This window comes from Xanthomonas sp. NCPPB 1826, from assembly GCF_056725285.1.
The window spans coordinates 580633-603757 of the sequence record NZ_CM161521.1; the positions used below are offsets into that span (position 1 = coordinate 580633).

A 23125-nucleotide genomic window follows, 5' to 3' on the forward strand; every position below is an offset into this window, starting at 1 on the left:
CGGTGGCCCCGGTGCTCGGGTGAGTCCACGGCCGTTGATTGCTGTCAGCGAAGGCAGGTTATCGCGATCGAGCCTGCGTAAAGGTCATGATGATTTAATCATGGTTTGGCGGGGATTTATCCGGTGTGGCGCGGCTGACTATATCCCGTTTGAAAATACATCGAGTGCATCCGCACCCACCCATCCCTGTGTGCAGTCGCCGACATACTGGCCCGGCGCGGCAGCATGGCAGCTCTCGCCAGTGGCGCTCTTTAAGCGTTGGATCAGCCTGTCGCCATATGTCCCGCATGTCGGTTTGTTCTTGCATCCGGCGACGCTGTCTGCAGGAATCGCAATGACGTAGTAATACAGTGGATTCTGTCCGGCGCGGCCGATCGCTTGAATGCAGACGAGCTGGCCCTGCGCCAGCCTGGCTCTGGTCACCGCACGACTGCCAGTGGTCGGCACCGCATCAAGTGCATTCACCCCGTTTGCCTGCGCCACGCCGGCAAACAAGCCCGCATCGCCACATGCAGGCGAGAGCTCCACGTCGTAGAAATCGCCGGCATCGGCATTACCGGCCGTGCAGTCTTTTGCCATATTCGCATCGGCACACTGCACGCCGCTTGCCTGTAACAACGTCGCGAGCCGGTCATTGACGGAAGCGCCAGCAGAAGCCGATGCATGTGCTGATGCAGACGCCGATGCCGTCGATGTGACTGGTGGCGCGACGGGGGCTGCCGATTCGCCGGCGCTGCACGCGCTTACTGCAAGCAGCCCGGGCAGCAGTGCGTTGCGTAACGCCGGCAATCTGCGGAACGAACAATATGAGAGTGCCATTGCGACTTCCTTGGACAATAGACCGCGTCAGGTGCGTCCTTCAGCGCTCAATAAAGAGCGCTGCCCGCCATTGCTGCTTTAGTACAGCATCAAAGCCCCGGAAGCGGGGCCTTGGAGATCAATCGACCGAAATACCCGCCAACCGCTGCAATGCTTCGGCATATTTTGCGCGCGTGCGTTCGATCACTTCTGCCGGCAGGCTGGGGCCGGGTGCGGTCTTGCCCCAGTCCAGGGTTTCCAGATAATCGCGCACGAACTGCTTGTCGTAGCTGGGCGGGCTGGTGCCCAGTTCGTACTGGTCGGCCGGCCAGTAACGCGACGAGTCCGGGGTCAGCATCTCGTCCATGATGTACAGGCGGCCATCGGCATCGGTGCCGAATTCGAACTTGGTGTCGGCCAGCAGAATGCCGCGCTCGGCGGCAAAATCGGCGGCGAAACGGTAGATGCGCAAGGTGGCATCGCGGACGCGTTCGGCAAGCTCGGCGCCGACGGTCATGACCATCGCATCGAAGTCGATGTTTTCGTCATGGTCGCCGACTGCGGCCTTGGTCGACGGGGTAAAGATCGGCTCGGGCAGTTTCTCGGCCTGGCGCAGGCCGTCGGGAAGTTCGATGCCGCTGATCTTGCCGGTACGCTGGTAATCCTTCCAGCCGCTGCCGATCAGGTAGCCGCGTGCGATCGCTTCCACCGGCACCGGCTTGAGCTTGCGCGTGACCACGGCGCGCTTGGCATACAGCGCCGGGTCCACGCCTTCGGGCAGGACCTGCTCCACGCTGATGTCGACCAGATGGTTGGGCATCAGGTGTTCGGTCTTGTGGAACCAGAAGTTGGAGACCTGGCACAGCATCTCGCCCTTGCCGGGGATCGGGTCGGGCAGCACCACGTCGAACGCGGACAGGCGGTCGGTCGCCACCATCAACAGATAATCGCCCGAGGGCGCGTCGGCGGGCAGGCGCTCGCGGGGAATGTCGAAGACATCGCGGACCTTGCCACGGTGACGCAACGGCAGGCCGGGCAGATCGGATTGCAACAGCGTGGTCGACACAGGCACTCCTAAGGACGTCGCAATGACGCTGTCCCCGGGACCCGGCGGGCCCGCGGATGGGCAGCGGGCCGCGTAGTGTACGGCGCTTCGGCGCGCGCCGCTGGATTTATTGGAGTCGCCCCGGCGGCCGGCGTGCATGCCGCGTCAGCCAGGCCGGGCGGGCGTTCGGGTAAGATCGCCAGCCCGCCTTCCCGCCCCCGATCGCCCATGTCCTGGTACGGAAAACTGCTCGGCGCACTGGCCGGCGCCCTGCTGTTCCGCGGCGCGCCGGTACTCGGGCTGATGATCGGCCTGGCGATCGGGCATGCGGTGGACGCCGGCTGGTTCAAGCGCCGCGCCGACAACCCGTACGAAGCGCTGGGACTGGAGCCGGACGCCACCACCGCCGAGATCGACCTGGCCTACCGCCGGCTGATGTCGCGCTACCACCCCGACAAGGTGGCCAACGCCGAGCCGGAAGCACGCCGCCAGGCGGAGAAGAAGGCCAGCCAGATCAATGCGGCCTACGATCGGATCCAGCGCCTGCGCAAACGCTGATCCAGCCTGACGCTTCGGTATCAGTGCCAGACGGAACAGCGGTCCGCACCCGAACCGGCATTGGCGCCACCAGTAAAAACGCCCGACCCATGACAGGTCAGGCGCGGTCACTCGGACGTCAAGCACTCAGAAGCGATAGGTCGCCGTCAGGCGCACCGCATTCGACGAAAAGTCGGTATCGCTGCGGCGCAGATCGGTGCCGGCCGGGTTGACGCGCAGGAACGGGTTGGTCGCCGGCGCAGTGCCCGGCCCGACCCGCACGCGGGTGTCTTCGTCCTGCAGGCGGGTGAACAGGTATTCCACCCCGACCGAGACGTTGTCGCTCAGGCGGCGCTGCAGGCCCAGGCCGGCCTGGTAGCCGTCGGCGCTGTCGCCGCCGCTGCTGGTGAAGCTGTTGGCGGTGTTGCTGCTGGAGAAGCTGTGGTCGAACTCGCCGCGTGCCACGCCGGCGGTGAAATAGGCCAGAAAGTCGCCCTGCGCGCCAAAGGCATAACCGATACGGCCGCGCAGTGCGGCGGTGCGGTTGAGCTGGCGGGTGAAGGTGTAGAACGCCGGGGTGGTGCTGAAGGCGCTGACGCTGTCGCGCAGGTCGTTGCGGGTGTACTCGGCGACCACGCCGTAGACCCAGTTGCCGGCCTGCCAGTCGTAGCCCAGCCGCGCACCGTATTCGGCGCCACCCTTGTCCTTGCTGCAGCCGCTGGCCGGAGTGCGCCCGGCCGCCGCGCCGCCGCAGAACCCGGGCGAGAAGGCATCGGCACCGGTCGGGGTGCTGACCTGGTCGCCGTCGCGGCCGTCCAGGTTGGTGTCGAAGCCGAAGCGGCCGCCGGAAACGCCACTGACGTCGGCACCGCCGACATTGGCGCCGATCGAGAAACCTGACCAGTCGGCCGGGCCGGTCTGGGCCCAGGCGGACGGGGCGAGTGCCATCAAAACGAGCGCAGCGGAGGCGAGCGGGGTGGTCTTCATGCGGTGTCCTTGGCGAAAGGGCGCGGTGCGCCGGTTCAGGTGCATACGCAGCCTGGACCGCTGCGGATGCACTGGCTTTGCGCGCCTGCGACAATGTGTTTCCCGTTCCTTGACGAGCTGCCCATGCAACCGACGGCGATTGCCCCGTCCATCCTGTCCGCCGATTTCGCCCGTCTGGGCGAGGAAGTGAACAACGTCCTGAAGGCCGGCGCCGACTGGGTGCACTTCGACGTGATGGACAACCATTACGTGCCCAACCTCACCATCGGCCCGATGGTGTGCCAGGCGCTGCGCAAGCACGGCATCACCGCGCCGATCGACGTGCACCTGATGGTCGAGCCGGTGGACCGCATCGTGCCGGACTTCGCCGAGGCCGGCGCCACCACCATCAGCTTCCATCCCGAAGCCAGCCGCCATGTGCACCGCACGATCCAGCTGATCAAGTCGCACGGCTGCCAGGCCGGCCTGGTGCTCAACCCGGCCACCCCGGTGGACATTCTGGACTGGGTGCTGCCGGAGCTGGACCTGGTGCTGGTGATGTCGGTCAATCCCGGCTTCGGCGGGCAGGCCTTCATTCCCTCGGCGCTGGACAAGCTGCGCGCCATCCGCAGCAGGATCGACGCGCTGGGCAAGCCGATCCGGCTGGAGATCGATGGCGGGGTCAAGGCCGACAACATCGGCGCGATCGCTGCCGCCGGTGCCGACACCTTCGTCGCCGGCTCGGCGATCTTCAACGCGCCGGACTATGCGCAGGTGATCGCGCAGATGCGCGCGGCGGTGGATGCGGTGCGATGAGCGCGCCCGCGCTGCAGATCCGCGCCGCCACGCCCGACGATGTGGCGCTGCTGCATGAGCTGATCACCGCACTGGCGGTGTACGAACGCGAGCCGGATGCGGTCAAGGCCAGCCCGCAGGACCTGCGCGCCAGCCTGTTCGGCGACGGCGCCACCGCGCATGCGCTGATCTGCGAGCAGGACGGCCAGGCGCTGGGATTTGCGGTGTATTTCTTCAATTACTCGACCTGGCTCGGCCGCAACGGCCTGTATCTGGAAGACCTGTTCGTGCGCCCGCAGGCGCGCGGGCAGGGCGCCGGCCTGGCCCTGCTGCGGCACCTGGCCCGGTTGGCCATGCAGCGTGGCTGCGGGCGTTTCGAATGGTCGGTGCTGGACTGGAACCAGCCGGCCATCGACTTCTATCAGGCGGCCGGTGCGCGCCCGATGGACGGCTGGACCGTCTACCGGCTCGACGGCGAGCGCCTGGCCGCGTTCGCCGCCGGCGCCTGAGCGCGGCCTGCGCGCCGCCGTGGCACGCAAAGAGAAGGCCGCCCCCATGGGAGCGGCCTTCGAGAAAATTGGAGGCTGATCCTGCCTCCGCCCGTCGTCCCTGCTATGGCCTTCCACTCTCCAGGTTCTCGGTGACATGCCGATGACAGCCCGGCGACATTGCGTATTCACGATGCGCGCAGCGGGCCGCTGCTAGCCTGCGTCCACCACCCCCACAGCATTGGCAGCGTGCATGGCCGCGTCCCACTGGCGTCTGATCCTCAACGGCAAGTCCACCGACAATCTGGACCTGCGTGAGGCGGTGGGAACGCTGCGCAAGCGTGGCATCCAGCTCGAGGTGCGGGTCACCTGGGAAGACGGCGATGCCGAGCGCTATGTCGGCGAAGCGGTTGCCGACGGCGCCCACACCGTGATCGCGGCCGGCGGTGACGGCACCTTGAGCGAAGTGGCTGCCGCACTGGCGCATCACACCGCCGACGCCGCCACGCTGCCATCGCTGGGCCTGGTGCCGCTGGGCACCGCCAACGACTTCGCCACCGCCGCCAACCTGCCGATCGAACCGCTCGCTGCGCTGACGCTGATTGCCGAGCGCCCTGCCGAGCCGATCGATCTGCTGCGCATCGATGCCGAGCACGGCCCGCACTGGTGCGCCAACGTCGCCAGTGGCGGGTTCGGCACCCAGGTCACCGTCGAAACCGACGAAGGCCTGAAGAAGATGCTCGGTGGCCTGGCGTATCTGATCACCGGCATGTCTCGGCTGGGCCGCATCGACCCGATCAGCGCCCGCTTCAGCGGCCCGGATTTCAGCTGGGAAGGCGAGTTCATCGCGCTTGGCCTGGGCAACGGGCGGCAGGCCGGCGGCGGCCAGGCGCTGTGCCCGGAGGCCCTGATCGACGATGGCCTGCTCGACGTCACCATCGTGCCCGCGCTCAACGGCGAAGTGGCCGCCACCCTCGGCACCCTGGTCACCGGCGGCAAACAGGCCGCACTGGAACGTGTGGCCGTGCGCGCGCGGCTGCCGTGGCTGGAGATCGTCGCCCATCAGCCGCTGACCTTGAACCTGGATGGCGAGCCGGAGACCTCGCTGCATTTCCGCATCGAATGTGTGCCGGCGCGGTTGCGGATGCATTTGCCGGTGGAGTGCCCGTTGCGGAGCGTTTGAGGGTGGGGAATCGGGAATCGGGATTGGGGAATCGGTAGAGCGGGGGCTGGTTGTACGGCGCCAGGCTGGCCTGCCCGGCTTCGCAATTTGCGCGGCTTTCGCCTCGCGCCTGCTGCCCTGGCGCGGCAGTTGCGCTACAGTAGTGACGTGTCCCGCTTGACGACTCCACGCTCCTTCTCTTCCGCTCGCCGCTGGTGGCGATGGTGGCCCGTTGCCGTCGTCCGCCCCGCCACAGAGTCCCGGAAGGAAAGTCGTCTTGATCACTGCAGAGCAGTTCCAGCGCCAGGCCGCTGAAGGTCACACCCGTATCCCCGTCGTCCGCGAAGTGCTGTCCGACCTGGACACGCCGCTGTCGGTCTATCTGAAGCTCGCCGACGGCCCCTACACCTATCTGTTCGAGTCGGTCGAAGGTGGCGAACGCTTCGGGCGCTATTCCATCATCGGTTTGCCGGCGCGCCGCGTGTACAGCTTCCGCGGACATACGCTGGAAGTCAGCGAGCACGGTGAAGTGCTGGAAACCCGCGAGGTCGCCGACCCGCTGGCCGAAGTGGATGCCTTGCGCGCCGAGCATTCGGTGCCGCAGCTCGACGGCCTGCCCGGCTTCACCGGCGGCCTGGTCGGCTGGTTCGGCTTCGAGTGCATCCAGTACATCGAACCGCGCCTGGGCAGCGGCGACAAACCCGATGAGCTGGGCACGCCGGACATCCTGCTGATGCTGTCCGAAGAGCTGGCGGTGTTCGACAACCTCAAGGATCGGCTGTACCTGATCGTGCATGCCGACCCGCGCCAGCCGCAGGCCTATGTGCGCGCCAACCGGCGCCTGGACGAACTGGCGCACCGGCTGCGTCAGGGCGGCGCCGGGTATCCGCAGGCGCAGGTTTCCGACGCGATCGACGAGTCGGACTTCCACTCCTCGTTTACCCGCGAGGAATATCACGCAGTGGTGCGCAAGGCGCAGGAATACGTGCGTGCCGGCGACATCTTCCAGGTGGTACCGTCGCAGCGCTTGCGCGTGCCGTTCCGTGCGCGTCCGGTGGATGTGTATCGCGCGCTGCGCGCGCTCAATCCCTCGCCGTACATGTATTTTCTCGATGTGGGCGGCACGCAGGTGGTCGGTTCCTCGCCGGAAATCCTGGCGCGCCTGCGCGACGGCGTGGTCACCGTGCGCCCGATCGCCGGCACCCGGCCGCGCGGTGCCACGCCCGAGCTGGACAAGGCGCTGGAGGCCGAACTGCTGGCCGACCCGAAAGAGCGCGCCGAGCACGTGATGCTGATCGATCTCGGTCGTAACGATGTCGGCCGCGTGGCCGAACCGGGCACGGTCAAGGTGGGCGAGCAGTTCGTGATCGAACGCTATAGCCACGTGATGCACATCGTCAGCGAGGTCACCGGCACGCTCAAGGCCGGCCTGAACTATAGCGACGTGCTGCGTGCGACCTTCCCGGCTGGTACCGTTAGCGGCGCGCCGAAGATCCGCGCGCTGGAGATCATCCGTGAGCTGGAGCCGGTCAAGCGCAACGTCTATTCCGGCGCGGTCGGTTACATCGGCTGGCACGGCGATGCCGACACCGCCATCGCGATCCGCACGGCGGTGATCCAGGATGGGTATCTGTACGTGCAGGCCGGCGGTGGCGTGGTCTACGACTCGGACCCGGATCTGGAATGGCAGGAGACCATGAACAAGGGCCGCGCGCTGTTCCGTGCGGTTGCGCAGGCGGCCAAGGGGCTGTGATGGACGGGCAGGGCAACGCTGCGCGCATCAGCTTCCGCAACGATTACAGCGAGGGCGCGCATCCGCGCCTGCTGCAGGCCTTGGCGCAGGCCAGTGCCGAGCAGAACGCCGGCTACGGCACCGATCGGCATACCGCGCGTGCGCTTGCGCTGATCCGCAGCGCAGTGGCGCAGGCGCAGGCCGAGGTGCATCTGCTGGTCGGCGGCACCCAGACCAACCTGACCGCGATCGCCGCGTTCCTGCGCCCGCATCAGGCGGTGATCGCGGTGGAAGCGGGGCACATCGCCACGCACGAAACCGGCGCCATCGAAGCAACCGGCCACAAGGTGCTGACCGTGCCCGCGTTGCACGACAAGCTGACGCCGGCGCTGATCCAGCCATTGCTGGATGTGCACGGCAACGAGCACATGGTGCAACCGCGCCTGGTCTACATCTCCAACAGCACCGAGAGTGGCACCATCTACAGCCGTGCCGAGCTCGAGGCGCTGTCGCATTTCTGCCGCGCCCACGATCTGCTGCTGTATCTGGATGGCGCACGCCTGGGCGCCGCGCTGACCGCCGAGGGCAACGATCTGGATCTGCCCACCATTGCCGCGCTGACCGATGCGTTCTACATCGGCGGCACCAAGAACGGTGCCTTGCTTGGCGAAGCGCTGGTCATCGTCACTCCTGCCTTGCAGGCCGACTTCCGCTACCTGATCAAGCAACGCGGCGCGTTGCTGGCCAAGGGCATGCTGCTGGGGTCGCAGTTTGCCACTCTGTTCGAAGATGGCCTGTTCTTCGAGCTGGCCGCGCACGCCAATGCAATGGCGCAGCGCCTGCGCGCGGGACTGCTGGCCGCTGGCGCGCAGTTCACCAGCGACTCGCCGACCAACCAGCAGTTCATCGCCGTCAGCGCGCAGCAGGCCACGCAGCTGGCGCAAGGCTACGACTTCGAGCGCTGGGAAGTGCGCGCCGACAGCAGTCAGGTGATCCGCTTCGTGACCTCGTGGGCGACCTCAGCCGCGTCGGTCGACCGGCTCTGCGCGGACTTCGCAGCGCTCAGTCATTCGGCCATGCATTCATAACCATCTATCTCATCAAGGAAGAACCCGATGAAGCGAGTTGCCCTCTGGATTTTCGCAAGCCTGTTGATGCTGCCGCTCGCCGCGACAGCGCAGGTCAACAGCCTGCCGTCACAGCCGCATTTGCTGGTGAAAGGCCAGGCCTCGCGGACGGTTGATCCGGACCGTTTCATCCTAGATCTCAAGGTCGTCAAGACCGATATCCAGCCGGATGTGGCGCGAAAGTTCGTCGAAGACCGCGCAAGGCAGGTCTTGCAGGGGTTGCAGCGCAATCGTGTCATGAAAGATTCGCTCTATGCATCGGCGCTGTCGATCTCGCCGCAATCACGCTACGAAAATGGAACAACCGTTTTCTCAGGCACTCAAATAGAGCGCAGGATTCGCGGAACCTTTACCTCGCTGGTGGATGTGCGCGCTTTCCTTGGTGGGCTCGATGCCAACGAGAACGTGCAGGTGCTTTCGCTGCAAAGTAGCTACGCCGACGTAGCGCGGCTGCGTGCCGACCTCAAAGGTGAGGCGGCCAAGCAGTCGCGTGAATCGGCGCAAGGTCTGGCCGCCGCTTACGGCGTGCGCTTGACCGGGATTTACAGCATTTCTGATGTTGCACCGAGCTTCTCGTATGGCATCCAGGCCGGTACCTGGTCGGCCCCAGCATCGCCGACGCCCGCGTCCATCGTGTCGCCTCCCTCATCTCCAGCACCGCAAGCGCCGTCCAGCGTAGGTGGCAGTGCGCAAGGCGAAAGCCTGCTAACCGGCACCATCACCTACACCGAAAACATCTATGCGGTCTTCCTGATCGCGCAATGAGTCGCTGCCGTGCGGAGCGTCAGCGCGCAGGGCGTCTATGGCATGGGGGAGCGTCTGCCCACCAAGGCACGCGAACCGTAGGTCGCGCACGCCGGGAGCAGTCACGTTCGGGCTGGTGACAACAGATGATTTTTAGCTGCCGAGCGGGCCGAGCTCGCGGACCAGATCGAGCAATAGGCGCAAGCCAGTAGGCAGTTGCCGTCGGCTCGAGTAGTAGAGATGAAAGCCGGGGCCAGGGCTGGCCCAGTCCTCCAGCACGAGCCGGGCGGTGCCCGCGGCAAGCAACGGAGCCAGCACTGGCTCGGGCGCATAGACCAATCCCGCTCCGCCGGCGAGGAGGGCCAGGGCCAGCCTGGTGTCGTCAATCGTCATGGTCCCGGGCACGTCGACAGTCAGGAGTTCACTGCCTTTTTCGAGCTCCCAGCGATAGATGCGGTCATTGCCCAGCCGGATGCGCACGCACCGATGATGGTGAAGGTCGAGCGGATGCTGCGGTATGCCATGGCGTGCGAGGTAGGTGGGCGCCCCGGCGACCACCCATCGGATGTCCGGCGATAGCCGCTGGGCAATCATGTCTTCCGGGACGGTTCCACCGTAGCGAATCCCCGCATCAAAGCCTCCCTCGACGATGTCGATCATCCGATTGCTCGAAACAATATCCACTTCCACCTTGGGATAGCGTTCCGCAAAGATCGGCAGCACCGGGCCGAGCAGGAGCGGCACTGCATCATTGATGACATTGAGCCGGATACGGCCGGCGGGCGAGTTCCTGTGCTGGTTCAGCAGCTCAATGGCCTCGCCGATGGCTCCAAACGGCCCAGATATCGCCTGTAGCAGCTGTTCGCCGGCCGCTGTCAGCGTGACGCTGCGGCTGGTGCGGTGAAGAAGCCTGACTGCCAGACGCGTTTCCAGGCCCTTGATGGCGTGGCTCAGTGCTGAAGAACTCACCCCAAGCTCTGTGGCAGCACGGCTAAAGCTCAGATGCCGCGCAATGGTCAGGAAATAGACAAAGTCGGCCAGGTCTGCGCGATTAAGATTCATCTGTCTTCATCGGTATTGTGCTGTGTAGTGCTGAAGATGATTCGGGCGCCAGATTCACGGCCGCTCGTGTGAGTGAGTCTCGTCAAACAAGAGCCCGCCTCGCCGCCGTTCTTTGATCGCAACCGCGTACATGGCCCATACGCCAGGTTCGAATTTCATGGTTCGACTTTCATGGACGCGCGCATCTCTGCGGTCGCACTACGGTTCATTCCTCTTTCCACTTCTCAAGCTCCGCGGCGAGCAGGTCGATTGCCAGGCGCGATCGCAGCGGCAAATACTGCATGGCTGGCCACACCGCGCTGCATTCCATGACCGTGCTTGGCCGATCTCCCCAGATTTCTACAAGCTCCCCACGTTGCATCCGTTCCCGAACCAGCCAGTAGGGGAGCCACGCCAGCCCCATGCCTTCTGTTGCTGCGGCTGCAATCACCTCCAGATCGTTGAGGCGCATGCGTGAGCTGACCGCAACGTCGACGAGCTGCCCCTGGGCATTTGGAAGACGCCAGACAAGGCCATGACCATTGCGCCAGTACGGAAGCAACGCATGGTCTGCCAGATCCTCAAGCGTGCGCGGCTCCCCATGTGCCGCCAGGTAGTCCTGGGAGACACACAGAACCTTGCGTTGACTTAGCAGGCGGCGAGAGCGCAACGACGAGCCGTTTGCTACCACTCCATTACGCACCGCCAGATCGAAGCCCTCTGCAATTAGATCCACACTGCGATCACTCAGGTGCAGTTCGAGTTCGAGCTTGGGATGCTGTCGTGCATACGAGCGCAATATAGGCGCCACGCAATGCCGGCCGAACAGGACGGGCAGGGTGACGCGCAGCTTGCCGGCCACTTCCCGTTGGCCGTTCTCCAGCATGACTTCCCCAACCCGCAACTCTTCTATCGCGCGAAGGCAGCGCTCGTAATACTGCTGACCGTCTTCGGTCAGGCATTGTGATCTGGTGGTTCGCTGAAAGAGCTGAACGCCGAGCCGGTCCTCCAAACGCGCTATCGCCTTTCCCACTGCTGAGCGCGTGAGTGAGAGCCGCTGGCCTGCCTTGGCGAAGCCTCCGGCCTCAACGACCTCGACGAACAACTGCACACCATCAAACCTGTTTCGCACGTGATGGTCCTTGTGTTCGTAGCTTTCGAAGCAAGCTGGGTGAGTTAGGAATGATGACCATGGCAGGCCCTGGCCACTCCGTACGGGCTATGGGAAAAAAAGCGTGTCTCACTGCATCGTTCTTCATTGGGTCGCTTGGTGACTTGGCGATTGGCTCACTTCAGGAGTGCATTGTTCTCCGGCCCGCGTCGTCGGTGCTTCGCAGAAACTTCGATGGATCTTACGCGAGGTCTCAGCTGTTGCCATTGTAGAAAATGCGGATGCATGCCCTGGAAAAATGGCCACCAATACCAGCCCGGCTTCTACTTTATAGTCCTGCAGGTACGTCTCGAATGCAGCGGCGGCAGATGCGTAACGCGTACTTGACTCGTTCATTTGCGTTCGAAGAAGCATTACAGCATTAACATAATTGACAGGCAGGAAAATGCTGATTTCCATCGTGTACGACAGCGGTTTTGGCCATACCACCCGGGTCGCCGAGGCCGTGGCAAAGGGCGCCGGGCAGGTCGACGATGTCGATGTCCGGTTGATTGCAGTGGCTGATGAGATGATCGACTGGATAGCGCTTGAAGCAAGTGACGCGATCGTTTTTGGATCGCCTACCTACAACGGAATGATCAGCGCGAGGTTGAAGAAGTTCTTTGAAGACTCGACCAAGGCGGCATGGACGGGCATGAAGTGGCGCGACAAGGTCGCGGCAGGCTTCACCAACTCTGGTGCGCAGCACGGCGACAAACTCAATTCGCTTGTCTCGATGGCGTTGTTTGCCGCGCAGCACGGGATGATCTGGGTGGGCCTGGATCTGATGCCGGGGAACAGTAGCAGCACTGGAGGAGTCGACGATCTCAATCGTCTCGGGAGTTGGCTGGGTGTGATGACGCAGTCGAACAACGACCAAGCTCCAGAGCTGGCTCCGCCTGCCAGTGATCTCAGAACCGCAGAGTACCTGGGTCGCCGTGTTGCTGAAACGACCCGCCGCTTTTGCAGCACTTAAATCGTCTTACACCCAACCAAGGACATTGACCATGAGATTGCTTTGCCTCGATATCCCGCAGCCGGGCGCAACCCTGGAAAAGTACCAGCCACATATGATGGATGAGGTCCGGCATAGTTGGCAGCACTACAAGGAAGGCGTCATCCGTGACATCTACTTCCGGCAGGATCGTCCCGGTGTCGTGATCATCGTTGAGGCAGATTCGGTAGCAGCTGCGAAATCCGCGCTCGCCGAGTTCCCTCTGGCCAAGGCCGGCCTGATTGATTGGGACGTGATCCCGTTCGGGCCTTTCGTCAATTGGGAAGTTCTCTTTGCGGCGGGCGGTCACTGACTGTTGCTGCGCTGTCATTGACAGGGACTCAGTCAAGAATCAAGGAAGGCGAAGGGACGTCTCACGCGGTCAAGTCGATACGCTGCGTTTGTCATCAGCCATTCGATCCGTGGCGATAGTGGCGAGCCAACAGGCTTCGCACTTGATCTGTTGGCAAGTACGGCGGTGAAACGCGACGCGCCGCACCAGCCAGCAACCAATTGGCCTGAAAAGATCGTCATTGATGGTCGCCTTATCACTGGCCGGAATCCGGCCTCGGCACGCGCGGTCGGCGAGGTGGCGATCAAGCAACTCAAGGCAAACGATTGAGTGCCCTTCTTGTTGATGGTGCATGGAGCATCAAGCGCATGGCGCGTGGCCTTGCATGTGCGAGGCCACGCGCTTGCTCAACGCAGATGGTCGAACGTTTCCAGATCACCGCCAATCTTTCAGCACAAGCTACAACCTTCAACGGCGATCACGGAGTCAGTTGCAAGGTCTAACTATGCGCGGCTGTTCATGCGGTCGAACATTGCTTCTCCCAACTCGCGCGTCTTTGCGGAGATGCCGACCAGAACCTCGTCCTTGCCCGCTTCAAGCTGCACGAATGCTTCATCGACGAACTCTTCTGCGCTGACCATCATATTGTTGGAGACACCCCCACTGCGCTTGTTGCCACCCAAACCGGTGTCAACGATAGGGGGCGCAATCTCGATCACACGGACCCTGGTGTCCCGCAACTGATGCCGCAGACTGAGCGTAAACGAATGGATTGCGGCCTTGGTGGCGCAGTAAACCGGGACATCGGCCATCGGCGAAAACGCCAGGCCGGAGCTGACATTGATGATGTAGGCGCTGGGTTGCCGCTGTAGCAAAGGCAGTAGACGGCTTATCAGATGGATTGGCGCAGTGAAGTTGATAGCCACCTCTTGCTCGAGGGTGTCCATCCCGGGGTCGGCCGTAAAGTCGCGATGGACCTGGATGCCCGCATTGTTGACGATGGCATTGAGGGTGGGGTGCTCATCCTGCAGCCATTGTGTCAGTGCGTCGCGGCTGGTTGGATCTGCCACATCGCAGGTGCGCGTGATCACGCCGGGGACTTCAGCCTTTGCCTGCGCAAGAGAGGATGCAGTGCGACCGCAGATGATGACCTGGTTGCCGTCGGCGACAAAGCGCCTTGCCAGGGCAAGACCGATTCCCGTCGCGCCGCCAGTGATGAGGATGGTGTTATGTGTGAGCTTCATCGTCTTGGATCCTTCGCAAAGAAATGTAGAAGGTATGTCGACGATGAACCAGGCATCAGCGGCCACACCTTCGCTACCGGCATGCCGGGGCTGAGGTGTCGCGGATACCCTGAAGCGGGAGGAGTTGCCATTCACTTGAACGGCGACCGGGCTACCATCCGGTCAGCACTCTTTCGACAGCCGCTTTCTACCATGGCGCTTCTTTCGCTACAACTGCTGTCCTCTTGCGGCATTCAACAAACCCAGGGGTGAAGGAATGCGTTGCATGAGGGCGACTGCTTCGGTCCACTTGAGTCGCAGCTGCAGTTTGCGTATCAACGAGCAGGCATTCCAGAACGTCTGTTCGACCGCTAAGCGAGGACGCGTCGACACCGGAAGCCGTTAAAGCGTGTCTTTGGAAAAATGTCCGCACAGAAACTCGACGAATGCGGTCACCTTGGGGCTTACAAGGCGACGTGAGGCATGCAGCACCCAGCCTTCGAGCAGCGGTGCCTGCACGACGCCCCATTCGGCGACCCTGCCGTTGGCGATGTCTTCAGCCACGGCGGACCGCGGCACCACGGCTGCACCGGCACCAGCCAGCACCGCATTTCTGATCAGGAGCGGCGTCGAGTACCAGAGCACCGGCTTGGGGAGGTAGGTGCACAGGTGCCCGTCTTTATCGACGACCTTCCACGCAGGAATGACCTTGCGGCCGATGCGTGTGATGACCTGAAGTTCTACACCGGAAGCAGCGGCTTCGCTGGCTTGAGGGCGGCTCAAATCCGGCGGAGCGACAAGCACCAATTGGTCATTGAGGAAGCGCCGGCCGACCAGCTTGTCGTCCGTCGGTGGGTTGAAGCGGATCACGATGTCGTAACCGTCTTCCACAAGGTCGACCAGGCGGTCTTCCGCAGTCACCTCCAGCTGCACATCCGGATGCGCGCGCAGGAAGGCTGCGCCGATGCGCCCCATGGCGATATGCGAAAACAGCAGCGGCGCGCTGATGCGTAGCACGCCGCGTGGCCGACCGATGCCTGATTTCAACTCCTCGACCACCTGGGCGATTTCACCGAAGGGATCGGACGTTCTCGCATGTAGAACTTCGCCTTCCGGCGTGAGCCGTAGCTTGTGGCCGCCCCGCTCAACCAGGCGTACGCCAAGGCTCTCTTCAAGCGAACGTACTCGACGAGACAAGGTGGCCTTGGGTTGCCCACTGGCACGGCTTGCGCTTCCGAAGCCCCCGTGGATCACGACAAGGTTGAAGTCTGCGAGGGCTGCGATATCCAAGGGGTGTTCCATTTGCAAGACATCATGTCCAGGTATTCGGGACTATGCGCTGGGTTTGGGCGGGCAAACAATGGCGGCGTCGACAGGATCCCGGGGTTCACGGGTGCACTCCAGCTCACGGTGCCTTTCGGGTTGTCACTTCATTCACTCACGTCTTCAAGGAATGCTCGCATGAAAGCAGTACGTTTCCACGCCTATGGCGGTTCCGAGGTCCTCAAGATCGAAGAGATCGATAAGCCGGTGCCGGGTCCGGGTCAGGTTCGTATCCGGGTCAGGGCGGCAGCAGTCAATCCGATCGACTGGAAACTGCGTGCCGGATACATGCATGCAATGATGCCGCTTGCGTTTCCCGCAGGAAGCGGGTGCGAGGCCTCGGGCGTGATCGATGCGGTTGGCGACGGCGTCCCGGCCGATCTGCTGGGCAGGAGCGTGTTTGGCAAAGGCAACGCTACGATGGCGGAATACGCCATCCTGGATGAGTGGGCTGCCAAGCCTGACGCACTGACATTCGAGGAAGTGGCTGGGCTCTCGGTCGCCGCCGAAACGGCTGCACGTATCATCGATCAAGTGGGCGTCAAGCCCGGGGAGACGTTATTGGTCAGCGGTGCTGCCGGCGGCGTGGGTTCTGCCGCACTCCAGCTCGCGCGCGTTGCCGGTATCCGCACCATCGGCACGGCAAGCGAGCCAAAGCATGACTATCTACGTTCGTTGGGAGCGATCCCGACCACCTACGGCCCGGGTCTTTCCCAACGTGTTGCCGAGCTCGCATCAGCAGGGGTACATGCCGCGCTCGATGTGGTCGACTCCGGAATGATTCCGGAGTTGGTGGCGATCACCGGTAGCCCGTCGAAGGTGGTGTCGATCTCCGATCTCACTGCACCGCAGTACGGGGCGAAGACCTCCTTTGAGCCGTTGGACAAGGACAGCGCGACCAAGGTGCTGGAGCAGGTTGCGGCGCTGTGTGTCGCGGGAGCTTTTACATTGCCGGTTGCACAGACCTTCCAGCTGCAGGATCTTGCAGCGGCGCATGACCTGAGTGCCCAGGGGCATGTCACCGGACGGCTCGTTGTGACCTTCGGCTGAGCTTGAGCCTTGCAGCAGCGCAGCAACGCGCTGCATTTTTCGGCCGTGTGCCGGCCAGGCCTTGATCCCGTAGCGATGCAGGCCTGGCCAGCTGCCGCCGGAAGTACAGGCGCGCTCCGCATTTCGCCATGGATTTGTCAGCATTTGAATGGCCAGGCCATTAGGAGCAGACGATGATAGATCTCTACTATTGGCCCACTCCAAACGGCCACAAGGTCACCGTGTTCCTGGAAGAGGCCGGTCTGGACTACACGCTCAAGCCGGTCAACATCGGCAAGGGCGACCAGTTCACGCCTGAGTTCCAGCGGATCTCGCCCAACAACAAGATGCCGGTGATTGTTGATCACGCTCCGGCCGATGGTGGTGCGCCGCTGAGCGTTTTCGAGTCTGGTGCGATCCTGCTGTATCTTGCGGAGAAGACCGGCCGGTTCCTGCCTGCGGATGCACGCAGCCGCCTCGATGCCCTGGAGTGGTTGTTCTGGCAGGTGGGCGGCCTTGGTCCGATGAGCGGGCAGATGGCGCACTTCAGCGTCTATGCGCAGGAGACCATTCCCTATGCCATCGATCGCTACAAGGCCGAGGTGCGTCGACTGTATCGTGTGCTCGACCAGCGCTTGGCAGAGCACAGCTTCGTCGCTGGCGCCGAGTACGGCATTGCCGACATGGCGAGCTATCCGTGGTTCGAGGTCTACGGCGACCTGAAGCCCGATTACGACGCGTTTCCGCATCTGCGGCGCTGGCAGGGCGCCATTGCCGCACGCCCGGCAGTGCAACGTGCTTATGCGCTCAAGGAGCAGGTCAACCCGAATGCCGGAAAGCCGCTCAGTGACGAGGAGCGCCAACACATGTTCGGTAGACGCTGAGGAATGCTTCCGCAGGCTCCGGATAATGTGGCAGCGTTCTACGATGGTTGTCTGCGGTCCTGCCCCTGATGCCCAGACGCGATAAGTGATTGCTGAGGAATTCTCATAAGCGCATCCCGGCCTGGCCAGCGTCGGTGCTCCTGGGGTTTGGTACAACAGCTGGCCATGTGCTCGTGTGCGCAGCCCCAGCCCGTTGGCAACCCAGCCATCTGTTGGGCAGGAAACGACAGCACGCGATCGCACTGCCCGATACGCAGCTCTCGACTGCTGCGCTGGAGATACGCTCAATGAAGTTCGACACGCCGGCAGGCCTCACTCCCATCGACCAACTCACCGTCGTCGGCAAGCCCGTGGACCGTATCGAAGGTCCGCTCAAGGTGACGGGCAACGCGCCTTACGCCTACGAGTGGCACGACAACCTGCAGGAGCTGGCGTATGGCTACATCGTCGGCGCTGCAATCGCCAAGGGGCGCATTGCGCACATCGACACCACCGCCGCTGCGAAAGCTGCCGGCGTGCTGCATGTGCTCACCTACAAGAATACCCAGGCTCTGGGCACCGGCGAGTTCTACGTGCAACGTTTCCTGGCCGCGCCCGAGGTCGAGCATTATCACCAGCCTGTTGCGGTGGTGGTGGCCGACACCTTCGAGCAAGCGCGTGCGGCCGCTGCGCTGGTGCGCGTGGACTATGTGCGTGAGACCGGCCGCTACGATCTGGCGCAACAGCTGGACAGCGCGCCGATCGCACAGCAGGCGCCGTTTGGCGGTCCACCGCAAACCGCGGTAGGCGACTTCGACGCGGCCTTTGCGGCCGCGCCGGTCAAGGTCGATGCCCGCTACACCACGCCGGACCAGGCGCACGCGATGATGGAGCCACATGCCAGCATCGCCAGCTGGCAGGGCGATCAGCTCACCTGCCGCACCTCAATCCAGCAGATGAACTGGGGCCGGCGCGATCTGGGCAAGATCCTCGGCATCCCCAAACACCACATTCGTTTGCTCTCGCCGTATATCGGCGGCGGCTTCGGGGGCAAGGGCACGGTCCAGTCGGATCTAGTCATGGCCGCACTCGCTGCCAAGGCGGTCGGCAGGCCGGTCAAGGTGGCGCTGCAACGCCCGCTGATGTTCAACAGCACCATCCATCGGCCGGCAACGATCCAGCGGATCCGGCTGGGCGCCACACGCGATGGGCGGCTCACCGCCATTGGCCATGAAAGCTGGTCCGGCAATCTGCCCGGCGGGCGTACCGAGCCCACCACGCTCTCGACCCGCGTGCTGTACGCAGGTGCGAACAGGATGACCCAGGTGCGTCTTGCCGTACTCGACCTTGCCGAAGGCAATGCAATGCGCGCGCCCGGCGAGGCGCCCGGCTTGATGGCGCTGGAAATCGCCATGGACGAGCTGGCAGAACGGCTCGCCCTGGATCCGGTTGCGCTGCGCATCCTCAACGATACCCAGGTGGATCCGGAGAACCCAGGCAAGCCGTTTTCCACGCGCGCGTTCGTCGACTGCCTGCAGGAAGGTGCCGAACGTTTCGGTTGGAGCCAACGGCTGGCGCGGCCGGCAAGCGTGCGCGAAGGGCAGTGGCTGATCGGCATGGGCATGGCCGCTGCGGTGCGCGGCGCGCCGATTTCCAAGGCAGCTGCGCGTGCGCGGCTGGATCGCACCGGCACGGTGACCATCGAGACCGACATGACCGACATCGGCACGGGCAGCTACACCATCGTGGCGCAGACCGCTGCGGAGATGCTGGGCGTGCCACTGCACCAGGTCGTCGTCCGCCTGGGCGATTCCAGCTTTCCGGAGACGCCGGGGTCGGGCGGTCAGCAGGGCGCAGCCTCGGTCACCGCGGGCGTGTATGCAGCGTGCGTCGCCTTGCGCCAGGCGATCGCCCAGCGGCTCGGCATGCCGGCGGACGCGGCGCAGTTTGCCGATGGCATGGTCACGGCCGGCGCGCGCCGCGTGCCCTTGCGCCAGGCGGCAGCGCAGCACGACATCGTGGTCGAGGATGCGATGGAGTTCGCTGGCCTGAAGGAGCGCTACGCCCAGCAGACCTTCGGCGCGCATTTTGCGCAAGTGGCCGTCAACGGCTACACCGGCGAGATCCGCGTGCGGCGCCTGTTGGCGGTGTGTGCAGCCGGCCGCATTCTCAACCCGAAGACTGCCAGAAGCCAGATCATCGGCGGCATGGTGATGGGCGTCGGTGCCGCGCTGATGGAAGAGATGGCGGTCGACCGCCGGCTGGGCTTTTTCGTCAATCACGATCTGGCCGGCTATGAAGTCCCCGTGCATGCCGACATTCCGCATCTGGAGGCGCACTTCATCGACGAGGTCGACCCCACCATGTCGCCGCTCAAGGCCAAGGGCGTCGGCGAATTGGGGTTGACGGGGGTGGCACCGGCCATCGCCAATGCCATCTACAACGCCACCGGCATCCGTGTGCGCGAGTATCCGATCACGCTGGACAAACTGCTGGCGCAGCTCCCGCTTCCATCGGAATGAGCGGGGGCGCGGCCGGGCATCAGCGGGCTTCAACGGGCAGGTGACACTGCCCTGATGGAGAACGCGGTCGACATGTATGCCCGGCTTCGAGGCCTGGCATTCGCTCCGGGCAGGATGACCCGCATTCGCTCGAGCTGATCACGCCATGCGCGCTCCGGTAGCGTTGATGGACCGTCCAGAGCCGATGTCGGGTGAGGGCGTTGTCCATGCACGTTTCCTGCGCTTTTTTCGCCAAAATAGTTCATCGGTGCGTGCGTCGCGTAGCAGGAGTGGCACCATTTGTGCTCGCCGCATGAGACATGCCCGTGTGACCGTATGAGCATGTACTCATATGCAGCTGCTCTGTCACTGCTATGTCACTGCGAGGCCGCACATGTCGCTCAACACGCTTTCGACCGGGAGTGCCGCCGGTCTGTTTCTACCTCTGACGGATGACGCGTCGTCGCCGGAGGCAACCGGATCCGATTCGGCCATGAACGATTCCGATCTGTTGCTGGCGATGGACAACCTGTTTTTGCAGCAGATTTATAACCTGATTGCCGTCACCTATGGCAACACGCCAATCAGTGAGCCAGGCAGCGACGTTCCGGGGTTGGGCACGCCTTCAGCGGACGACGTGCAAGCCGGCCAGCCGATCGAGAAACGCACGTCCTGGCCGAGCCCATCGATCCCGTTCGATGCCAAGGACATCAAGGGATCCAGGCTGCCGCCTGCGGTGGATGGCTCATCGGTGACATGGGACGGCGGCACGCTCACCGCATCGGAGCTTCAGATTGTTTCCACACTCAATCAGCACAAGGACAAGATGCCGCTTGAGTTCCCAAAACTCGACGACACGATCAATGACCCGTCCACGCCCGCCGATCTGAAGAGCGCGCTGCAAGGCTTGCAGAAAGACCCGCGCCTGTTCTTCGCGATCGGCTCGCAGGGCGACGGCAAATGCGGCGGCAAGATCAAGGCCGAGGACCTGTGGGATTTCGCCGACCACCACCAACAGGTCACCGACCTGGGCGGCAAGAATGCCGAGTTCAATCCGAAAAACATCAAGGGAGCGACACCGCCGCCTGCCGCAGAAGGTTCAACGGTGACCTGGGATGGCGGCACGCTCACGCAGCAGCAGCTCGACATCGTCTCCACGCTTAATCAGCATCGCGACATGATGCCGATCGAGTTCGCCAAGCTCGACGAAAAGATCAACGACCCAGCCACTCCGCCGGACATGAAACAAGCGCTGCAAGGCCTGCAGCAGGATCCTGGCCTGTTCTTCGCATTGGCATCCCAGGGCCACGGCAAGCACCACCATGATGACCAGGGCAAGTGCAACGGCACGCTCATTGCCGCCAACCTCTACGACTTTGCCGACCGTCACCCGCAGGTGACCGCGTTGGGTGGCAAGAACGCGACCTACAATCCTGAAAAGATGAAGGGCCGTGACCTGCCGCCGCCGGTGGATGGCTCTTCGGTCACGTGGGATGGCGGGACGCTCACCCAGAACGAGCTGGAGATCGTCACCACGCTCGATCGCCACAAGGACAAGCTGCCGGTCGCGTGGGCTGACCTGGATGCGAAGATCAACGATCCGGCGACGCCGCCGGATTTGAAGCAGGCATTGACGGAACTGCAGAACGATCCGCGGCTGTTCTTCGCCATCGGCTCGCAGGGCGATGGCAAGTGCGGTGGCAAGATCAAGGCCGGTGATCTGAGCAAATTCTCGGCCGGCCACGCGCAGGTTGCGGAATACGCCAACAAGCAAGCCAAGGGCTACACGCAGAACTATGTGGCCTCGGACAGCCCGGACAAGACCCAGCCAACGGTCATGACCGAAAGCGACGCGATGCGCGAGTTCTATCGCTATTCGGACTATCTGCCGAAGGATCTGAACCAGGACGCCTTCAAGCACCTGGTCGAAGGCGACAGCAAGACCCAGAAGTGCCCGCCACAGGTCATCGCCGCCGCGCAGTATTTTCGTGAGCATCCCGACCAGTGGAAGGCGCTGGCGGGAGACGCGGGTTCGATGAGTACGCCGGATTTTCTGCAGAAATCCGCATCGCAGATGCACCTGACCGCAGCGGAACTGAAGACGCTGGACACCATCAACAGCCACCAGGATGCGTTCTTCGGCGATGGCAAGGAGGTGACCCGCGACAAGCTCGACACGATCGCCAAGGACGACAAAGCCGACCCTGCCGTCCGCGATGCCGCCAAACAGCTATTGGGCGACCCGCTGCTGTTCGGTTTGTTGAATAATTCGATCACCGGCTACAAGAAGCCCCACAGCTTCTTCGGCGGTGGCCATGTCGTCGACTCGGGCAAGATCAGCAACAAGGATTTTCAGCAGTTCTACGATCACATGACGGCGGCCAACAAAGCCGTGGAGAAATCGCCTACGCACGCGGCCACGTCGCCCGACCAGAAGAAGGCTGTCGCGGACATGTTGATGGGCAAGGCCGATCAACCCGAGATCAAGCAGAAGAAAAAAGACATCGGTACCGTCGGCAAGGGCTTGCATGAGTTCCTCAAGTGGGACAGCAAGATCATGGACTGGGCCTCCGTAGGGTTGAGTGCGTTGAACGGCATCCCGATCATTGGCGAGATTGCCGATGTAGGAGCGCTGGCATTGGAGAGCGAAGCGCAGGCCGCCCAGGTGATCGACACCGCGCTGCAAGGTGGCGACATGAAACTGGCATGGGAACTCGCCGGCATCAACATGGCCGGGGCGGTGGTGGGGGCCGCCGGTGGACCCTCGGCCAGACTCGCAGCCAAGGGGGTCGCCAAGGGGGTCGCCGAGGGCGCAGCCAAAGGGGTGACCAAGGGCGCGGGCGAGGAGGCGGCCAAGGGTGCAACCGAGGGCGCGGCCAAGGGCGTAGTCAAAGGAGAAGGCAAGGGCGCAACCAAGGGGCAAGAGCGCATTAACGGGTTTAAAGGATATTTGGTAGGCAACGACATTAATCGATCGACCGACATGCTTAAGGCGCCTGTATTGGCTGGCCTGCATTATGAAGAGGTGCGATTGGATAAAGAGAAGAAAGAAGGCGAAATCCACCAGAAGCTGGAGGACACGGGCGGAGTGCCGCTGGGGAAACAAATTATCCCGAAGGAAGTTGCGGACAACTTCGAGGCGGACGCGAAGGAAAACCTCAGAAGTCTGAGGGATGGGCGGCGCAGGTAATGATCGTTCCTGATCAGCATCTTATTGCGTGAACGGAAGGGCGATCAGCATGATCGCCCAATTCGTCAGTGGGCCGTTCAACTCAGTCCGCAGGTGCATGTGTGTTGGGAACCAGAGCTGTACCA

22 protein-coding genes are annotated in these 23125 nt (G+C 63.2%); 14 read left to right on the plus strand and 8 right to left on the minus strand.

The features are described 5' to 3' along the window. Positions 1 to 138 precede the first annotated feature (138 nt). Together AC1PLA_RS02495 and AC1PLA_RS02500 are read right to left on the minus strand one after the other, a co-directional pair. Positions 139 to 819 carry a hypothetical protein gene (locus tag AC1PLA_RS02495; protein ID WP_481105511.1) on the minus strand — a complete coding sequence of 227 codons (681 nt, stop codon included), beginning with the start codon at positions 817 to 819 and terminating at the stop codon, positions 139 to 141. A 118-nt stretch (positions 820 to 937) separates the two neighbouring features. After that, positions 938 to 1864, minus strand: coding sequence for a phosphoribosylaminoimidazolesuccinocarboxamide synthase (locus AC1PLA_RS02500; protein ID WP_481105512.1), 927 nt, complete (start codon positions 1862 to 1864; stop codon positions 938 to 940). 207 nt (positions 1865 to 2071) lie between these two features. On the opposite strand from AC1PLA_RS02500, the gene AC1PLA_RS02505 reads away from it, so the two are divergent. Further along, positions 2072 to 2401 (plus strand): J domain-containing protein, encoded by a 330-nt coding sequence (locus AC1PLA_RS02505; RefSeq protein WP_016901358.1) that lies wholly within the window; start codon positions 2072 to 2074, stop codon positions 2399 to 2401. Between the two features lie 126 nt (positions 2402 to 2527). On the opposite strand, the gene AC1PLA_RS02510 is transcribed toward AC1PLA_RS02505, so the two are convergent. Next, entirely contained in the window at positions 2528 to 3367 is an 840-nt protein-coding gene (locus AC1PLA_RS02510; protein WP_039511280.1) for an outer membrane protein, read from the minus strand. Positions 3368 to 3490: 123 nt separating this feature from the next. Here AC1PLA_RS02510 and rpe point away from each other — a divergent pair, with 123 nt between their 5' ends. From rpe to AC1PLA_RS02540, 6 genes are all read left to right on the plus strand, one after another. Beyond that, positions 3491 to 4162, plus strand: a complete 672-nt coding sequence (rpe, locus tag AC1PLA_RS02515) for a ribulose-phosphate 3-epimerase (RefSeq protein ID WP_016901363.1) — start codon at positions 3491 to 3493, stop codon at positions 4160 to 4162. After that, the gene (locus AC1PLA_RS02520) at positions 4159 to 4650 is read left to right on the plus strand and encodes an N-acetyltransferase family protein (protein WP_481105513.1); all 492 of its coding nucleotides are present in this window, start codon (positions 4159 to 4161) and stop codon (positions 4648 to 4650) included. The genes rpe and AC1PLA_RS02520 overlap by 4 nt, the downstream gene beginning before the upstream one ends. Before the next feature lie 232 nt (positions 4651 to 4882). Beyond that, positions 4883 to 5812 carry a lipid kinase YegS gene (gene yegS, locus AC1PLA_RS02525; RefSeq protein ID WP_039517086.1) on the plus strand — a complete coding sequence of 310 codons (930 nt, stop codon included), beginning with the start codon at positions 4883 to 4885 and terminating at the stop codon, positions 5810 to 5812. A gap of 256 nt (positions 5813 to 6068) precedes the next feature. Next, positions 6069 to 7544 (plus strand): anthranilate synthase component I, encoded by a 1476-nt coding sequence (trpE, locus tag AC1PLA_RS02530; RefSeq protein ID WP_481105514.1) that lies wholly within the window; start codon positions 6069 to 6071, stop codon positions 7542 to 7544. After that, positions 7544 to 8611 carry a threonine aldolase family protein gene (locus tag AC1PLA_RS02535; protein ID WP_481105515.1) on the plus strand — a complete coding sequence of 356 codons (1068 nt, stop codon included), beginning with the start codon at positions 7544 to 7546 and terminating at the stop codon, positions 8609 to 8611. Before trpE ends, AC1PLA_RS02535 begins: the two co-directional genes overlap by 1 nt. 27 nt (positions 8612 to 8638) lie before the next feature. Further along, entirely contained in the window at positions 8639 to 9415 is a 777-nt protein-coding gene (locus tag AC1PLA_RS02540; RefSeq protein ID WP_053054140.1) for an SIMPL domain-containing protein, read from the plus strand. Positions 9416 to 9547: 132 nt separating this feature from the next. On the opposite strand, the gene AC1PLA_RS02545 is transcribed toward AC1PLA_RS02540, so the two are convergent. The 3 genes from AC1PLA_RS02545 to AC1PLA_RS02555 form a co-directional block, all read right to left on the minus strand. Next, positions 9548 to 10456, minus strand: a complete 909-nt coding sequence (locus AC1PLA_RS02545; protein WP_481105516.1) for a LysR family transcriptional regulator — start codon at positions 10454 to 10456, stop codon at positions 9548 to 9550. A gap of 205 nt (positions 10457 to 10661) precedes the next feature. Next, positions 10662 to 11546 carry a LysR family transcriptional regulator gene (locus tag AC1PLA_RS02550; RefSeq protein ID WP_230673737.1) on the minus strand — a complete coding sequence of 295 codons (885 nt, stop codon included), beginning with the start codon at positions 11544 to 11546 and terminating at the stop codon, positions 10662 to 10664. A 144-nt stretch (positions 11547 to 11690) separates the two neighbouring features. Beyond that, entirely contained in the window at positions 11691 to 12005 is a 315-nt protein-coding gene (locus AC1PLA_RS02555; protein WP_481105517.1) for a hypothetical protein, read from the minus strand. Here AC1PLA_RS02555 and AC1PLA_RS02560 point away from each other — a divergent pair. The 3 genes from AC1PLA_RS02560 (at position 11992) to AC1PLA_RS02570 (ending at position 13201) form a co-directional block, all read left to right on the plus strand. Then, a complete protein-coding gene (locus tag AC1PLA_RS02560; RefSeq protein ID WP_481105518.1) occupies positions 11992 to 12561 on the plus strand; it encodes a flavodoxin family protein in 570 nt (189 codons plus the stop codon). The two genes, AC1PLA_RS02555 and AC1PLA_RS02560, sit on opposite strands and share 14 nt — an antisense overlap. A gap of 31 nt (positions 12562 to 12592) precedes the next feature. Further along, positions 12593 to 12892, plus strand: coding sequence for a YciI family protein (locus AC1PLA_RS02565; RefSeq protein ID WP_481105519.1), 300 nt, complete (start codon positions 12593 to 12595; stop codon positions 12890 to 12892). A 165-nt stretch (positions 12893 to 13057) separates the two neighbouring features. Further along, the gene (locus AC1PLA_RS02570) at positions 13058 to 13201 is read left to right on the plus strand and encodes a hypothetical protein (protein WP_481105520.1); all 144 of its coding nucleotides are present in this window, start codon (positions 13058 to 13060) and stop codon (positions 13199 to 13201) included. Positions 13202 to 13374: 173 nt separating this feature from the next. Here AC1PLA_RS02570 and AC1PLA_RS02575 read toward each other — a convergent pair whose 3' ends face one another. Beyond that, positions 13375 to 14115 (minus strand): SDR family oxidoreductase, encoded by a 741-nt coding sequence (locus AC1PLA_RS02575; RefSeq protein ID WP_104645506.1) that lies wholly within the window; start codon positions 14113 to 14115, stop codon positions 13375 to 13377. Positions 14116 to 14496: 381 nt separating this feature from the next. Continuing rightward, positions 14497 to 15384, minus strand: coding sequence for a LysR family transcriptional regulator (locus AC1PLA_RS02580; protein WP_481105521.1), 888 nt, complete (start codon positions 15382 to 15384; stop codon positions 14497 to 14499). Between the two features lie 171 nt (positions 15385 to 15555). Between AC1PLA_RS02580 and AC1PLA_RS02585 the strand changes: the two genes are divergently transcribed. From AC1PLA_RS02585 to AC1PLA_RS02600, 4 genes are all read left to right on the plus strand, one after another. Beyond that, positions 15556 to 16467 (plus strand): NADP-dependent oxidoreductase, encoded by a 912-nt coding sequence (locus AC1PLA_RS02585; RefSeq protein WP_481105522.1) that lies wholly within the window; start codon positions 15556 to 15558, stop codon positions 16465 to 16467. 173 nt (positions 16468 to 16640) lie between these two features. Then, positions 16641 to 17330, plus strand: coding sequence for a glutathione binding-like protein (locus AC1PLA_RS02590; RefSeq protein WP_481105523.1), 690 nt, complete (start codon positions 16641 to 16643; stop codon positions 17328 to 17330). A 287-nt stretch (positions 17331 to 17617) separates the two neighbouring features. Further along, positions 17618 to 19831 (plus strand): aldehyde oxidoreductase molybdenum-binding subunit PaoC, encoded by a 2214-nt coding sequence (paoC, locus tag AC1PLA_RS02595; RefSeq protein WP_481105524.1) that lies wholly within the window; start codon positions 17618 to 17620, stop codon positions 19829 to 19831. A gap of 373 nt (positions 19832 to 20204) precedes the next feature. Further along, a complete protein-coding gene (locus AC1PLA_RS02600) occupies positions 20205 to 23000 on the plus strand; it encodes an HrpF/NolX family T3SS translocon protein (protein WP_481105525.1) in 2796 nt (931 codons plus the stop codon). Positions 23001 to 23125: the final 125 nt, after the last annotated feature.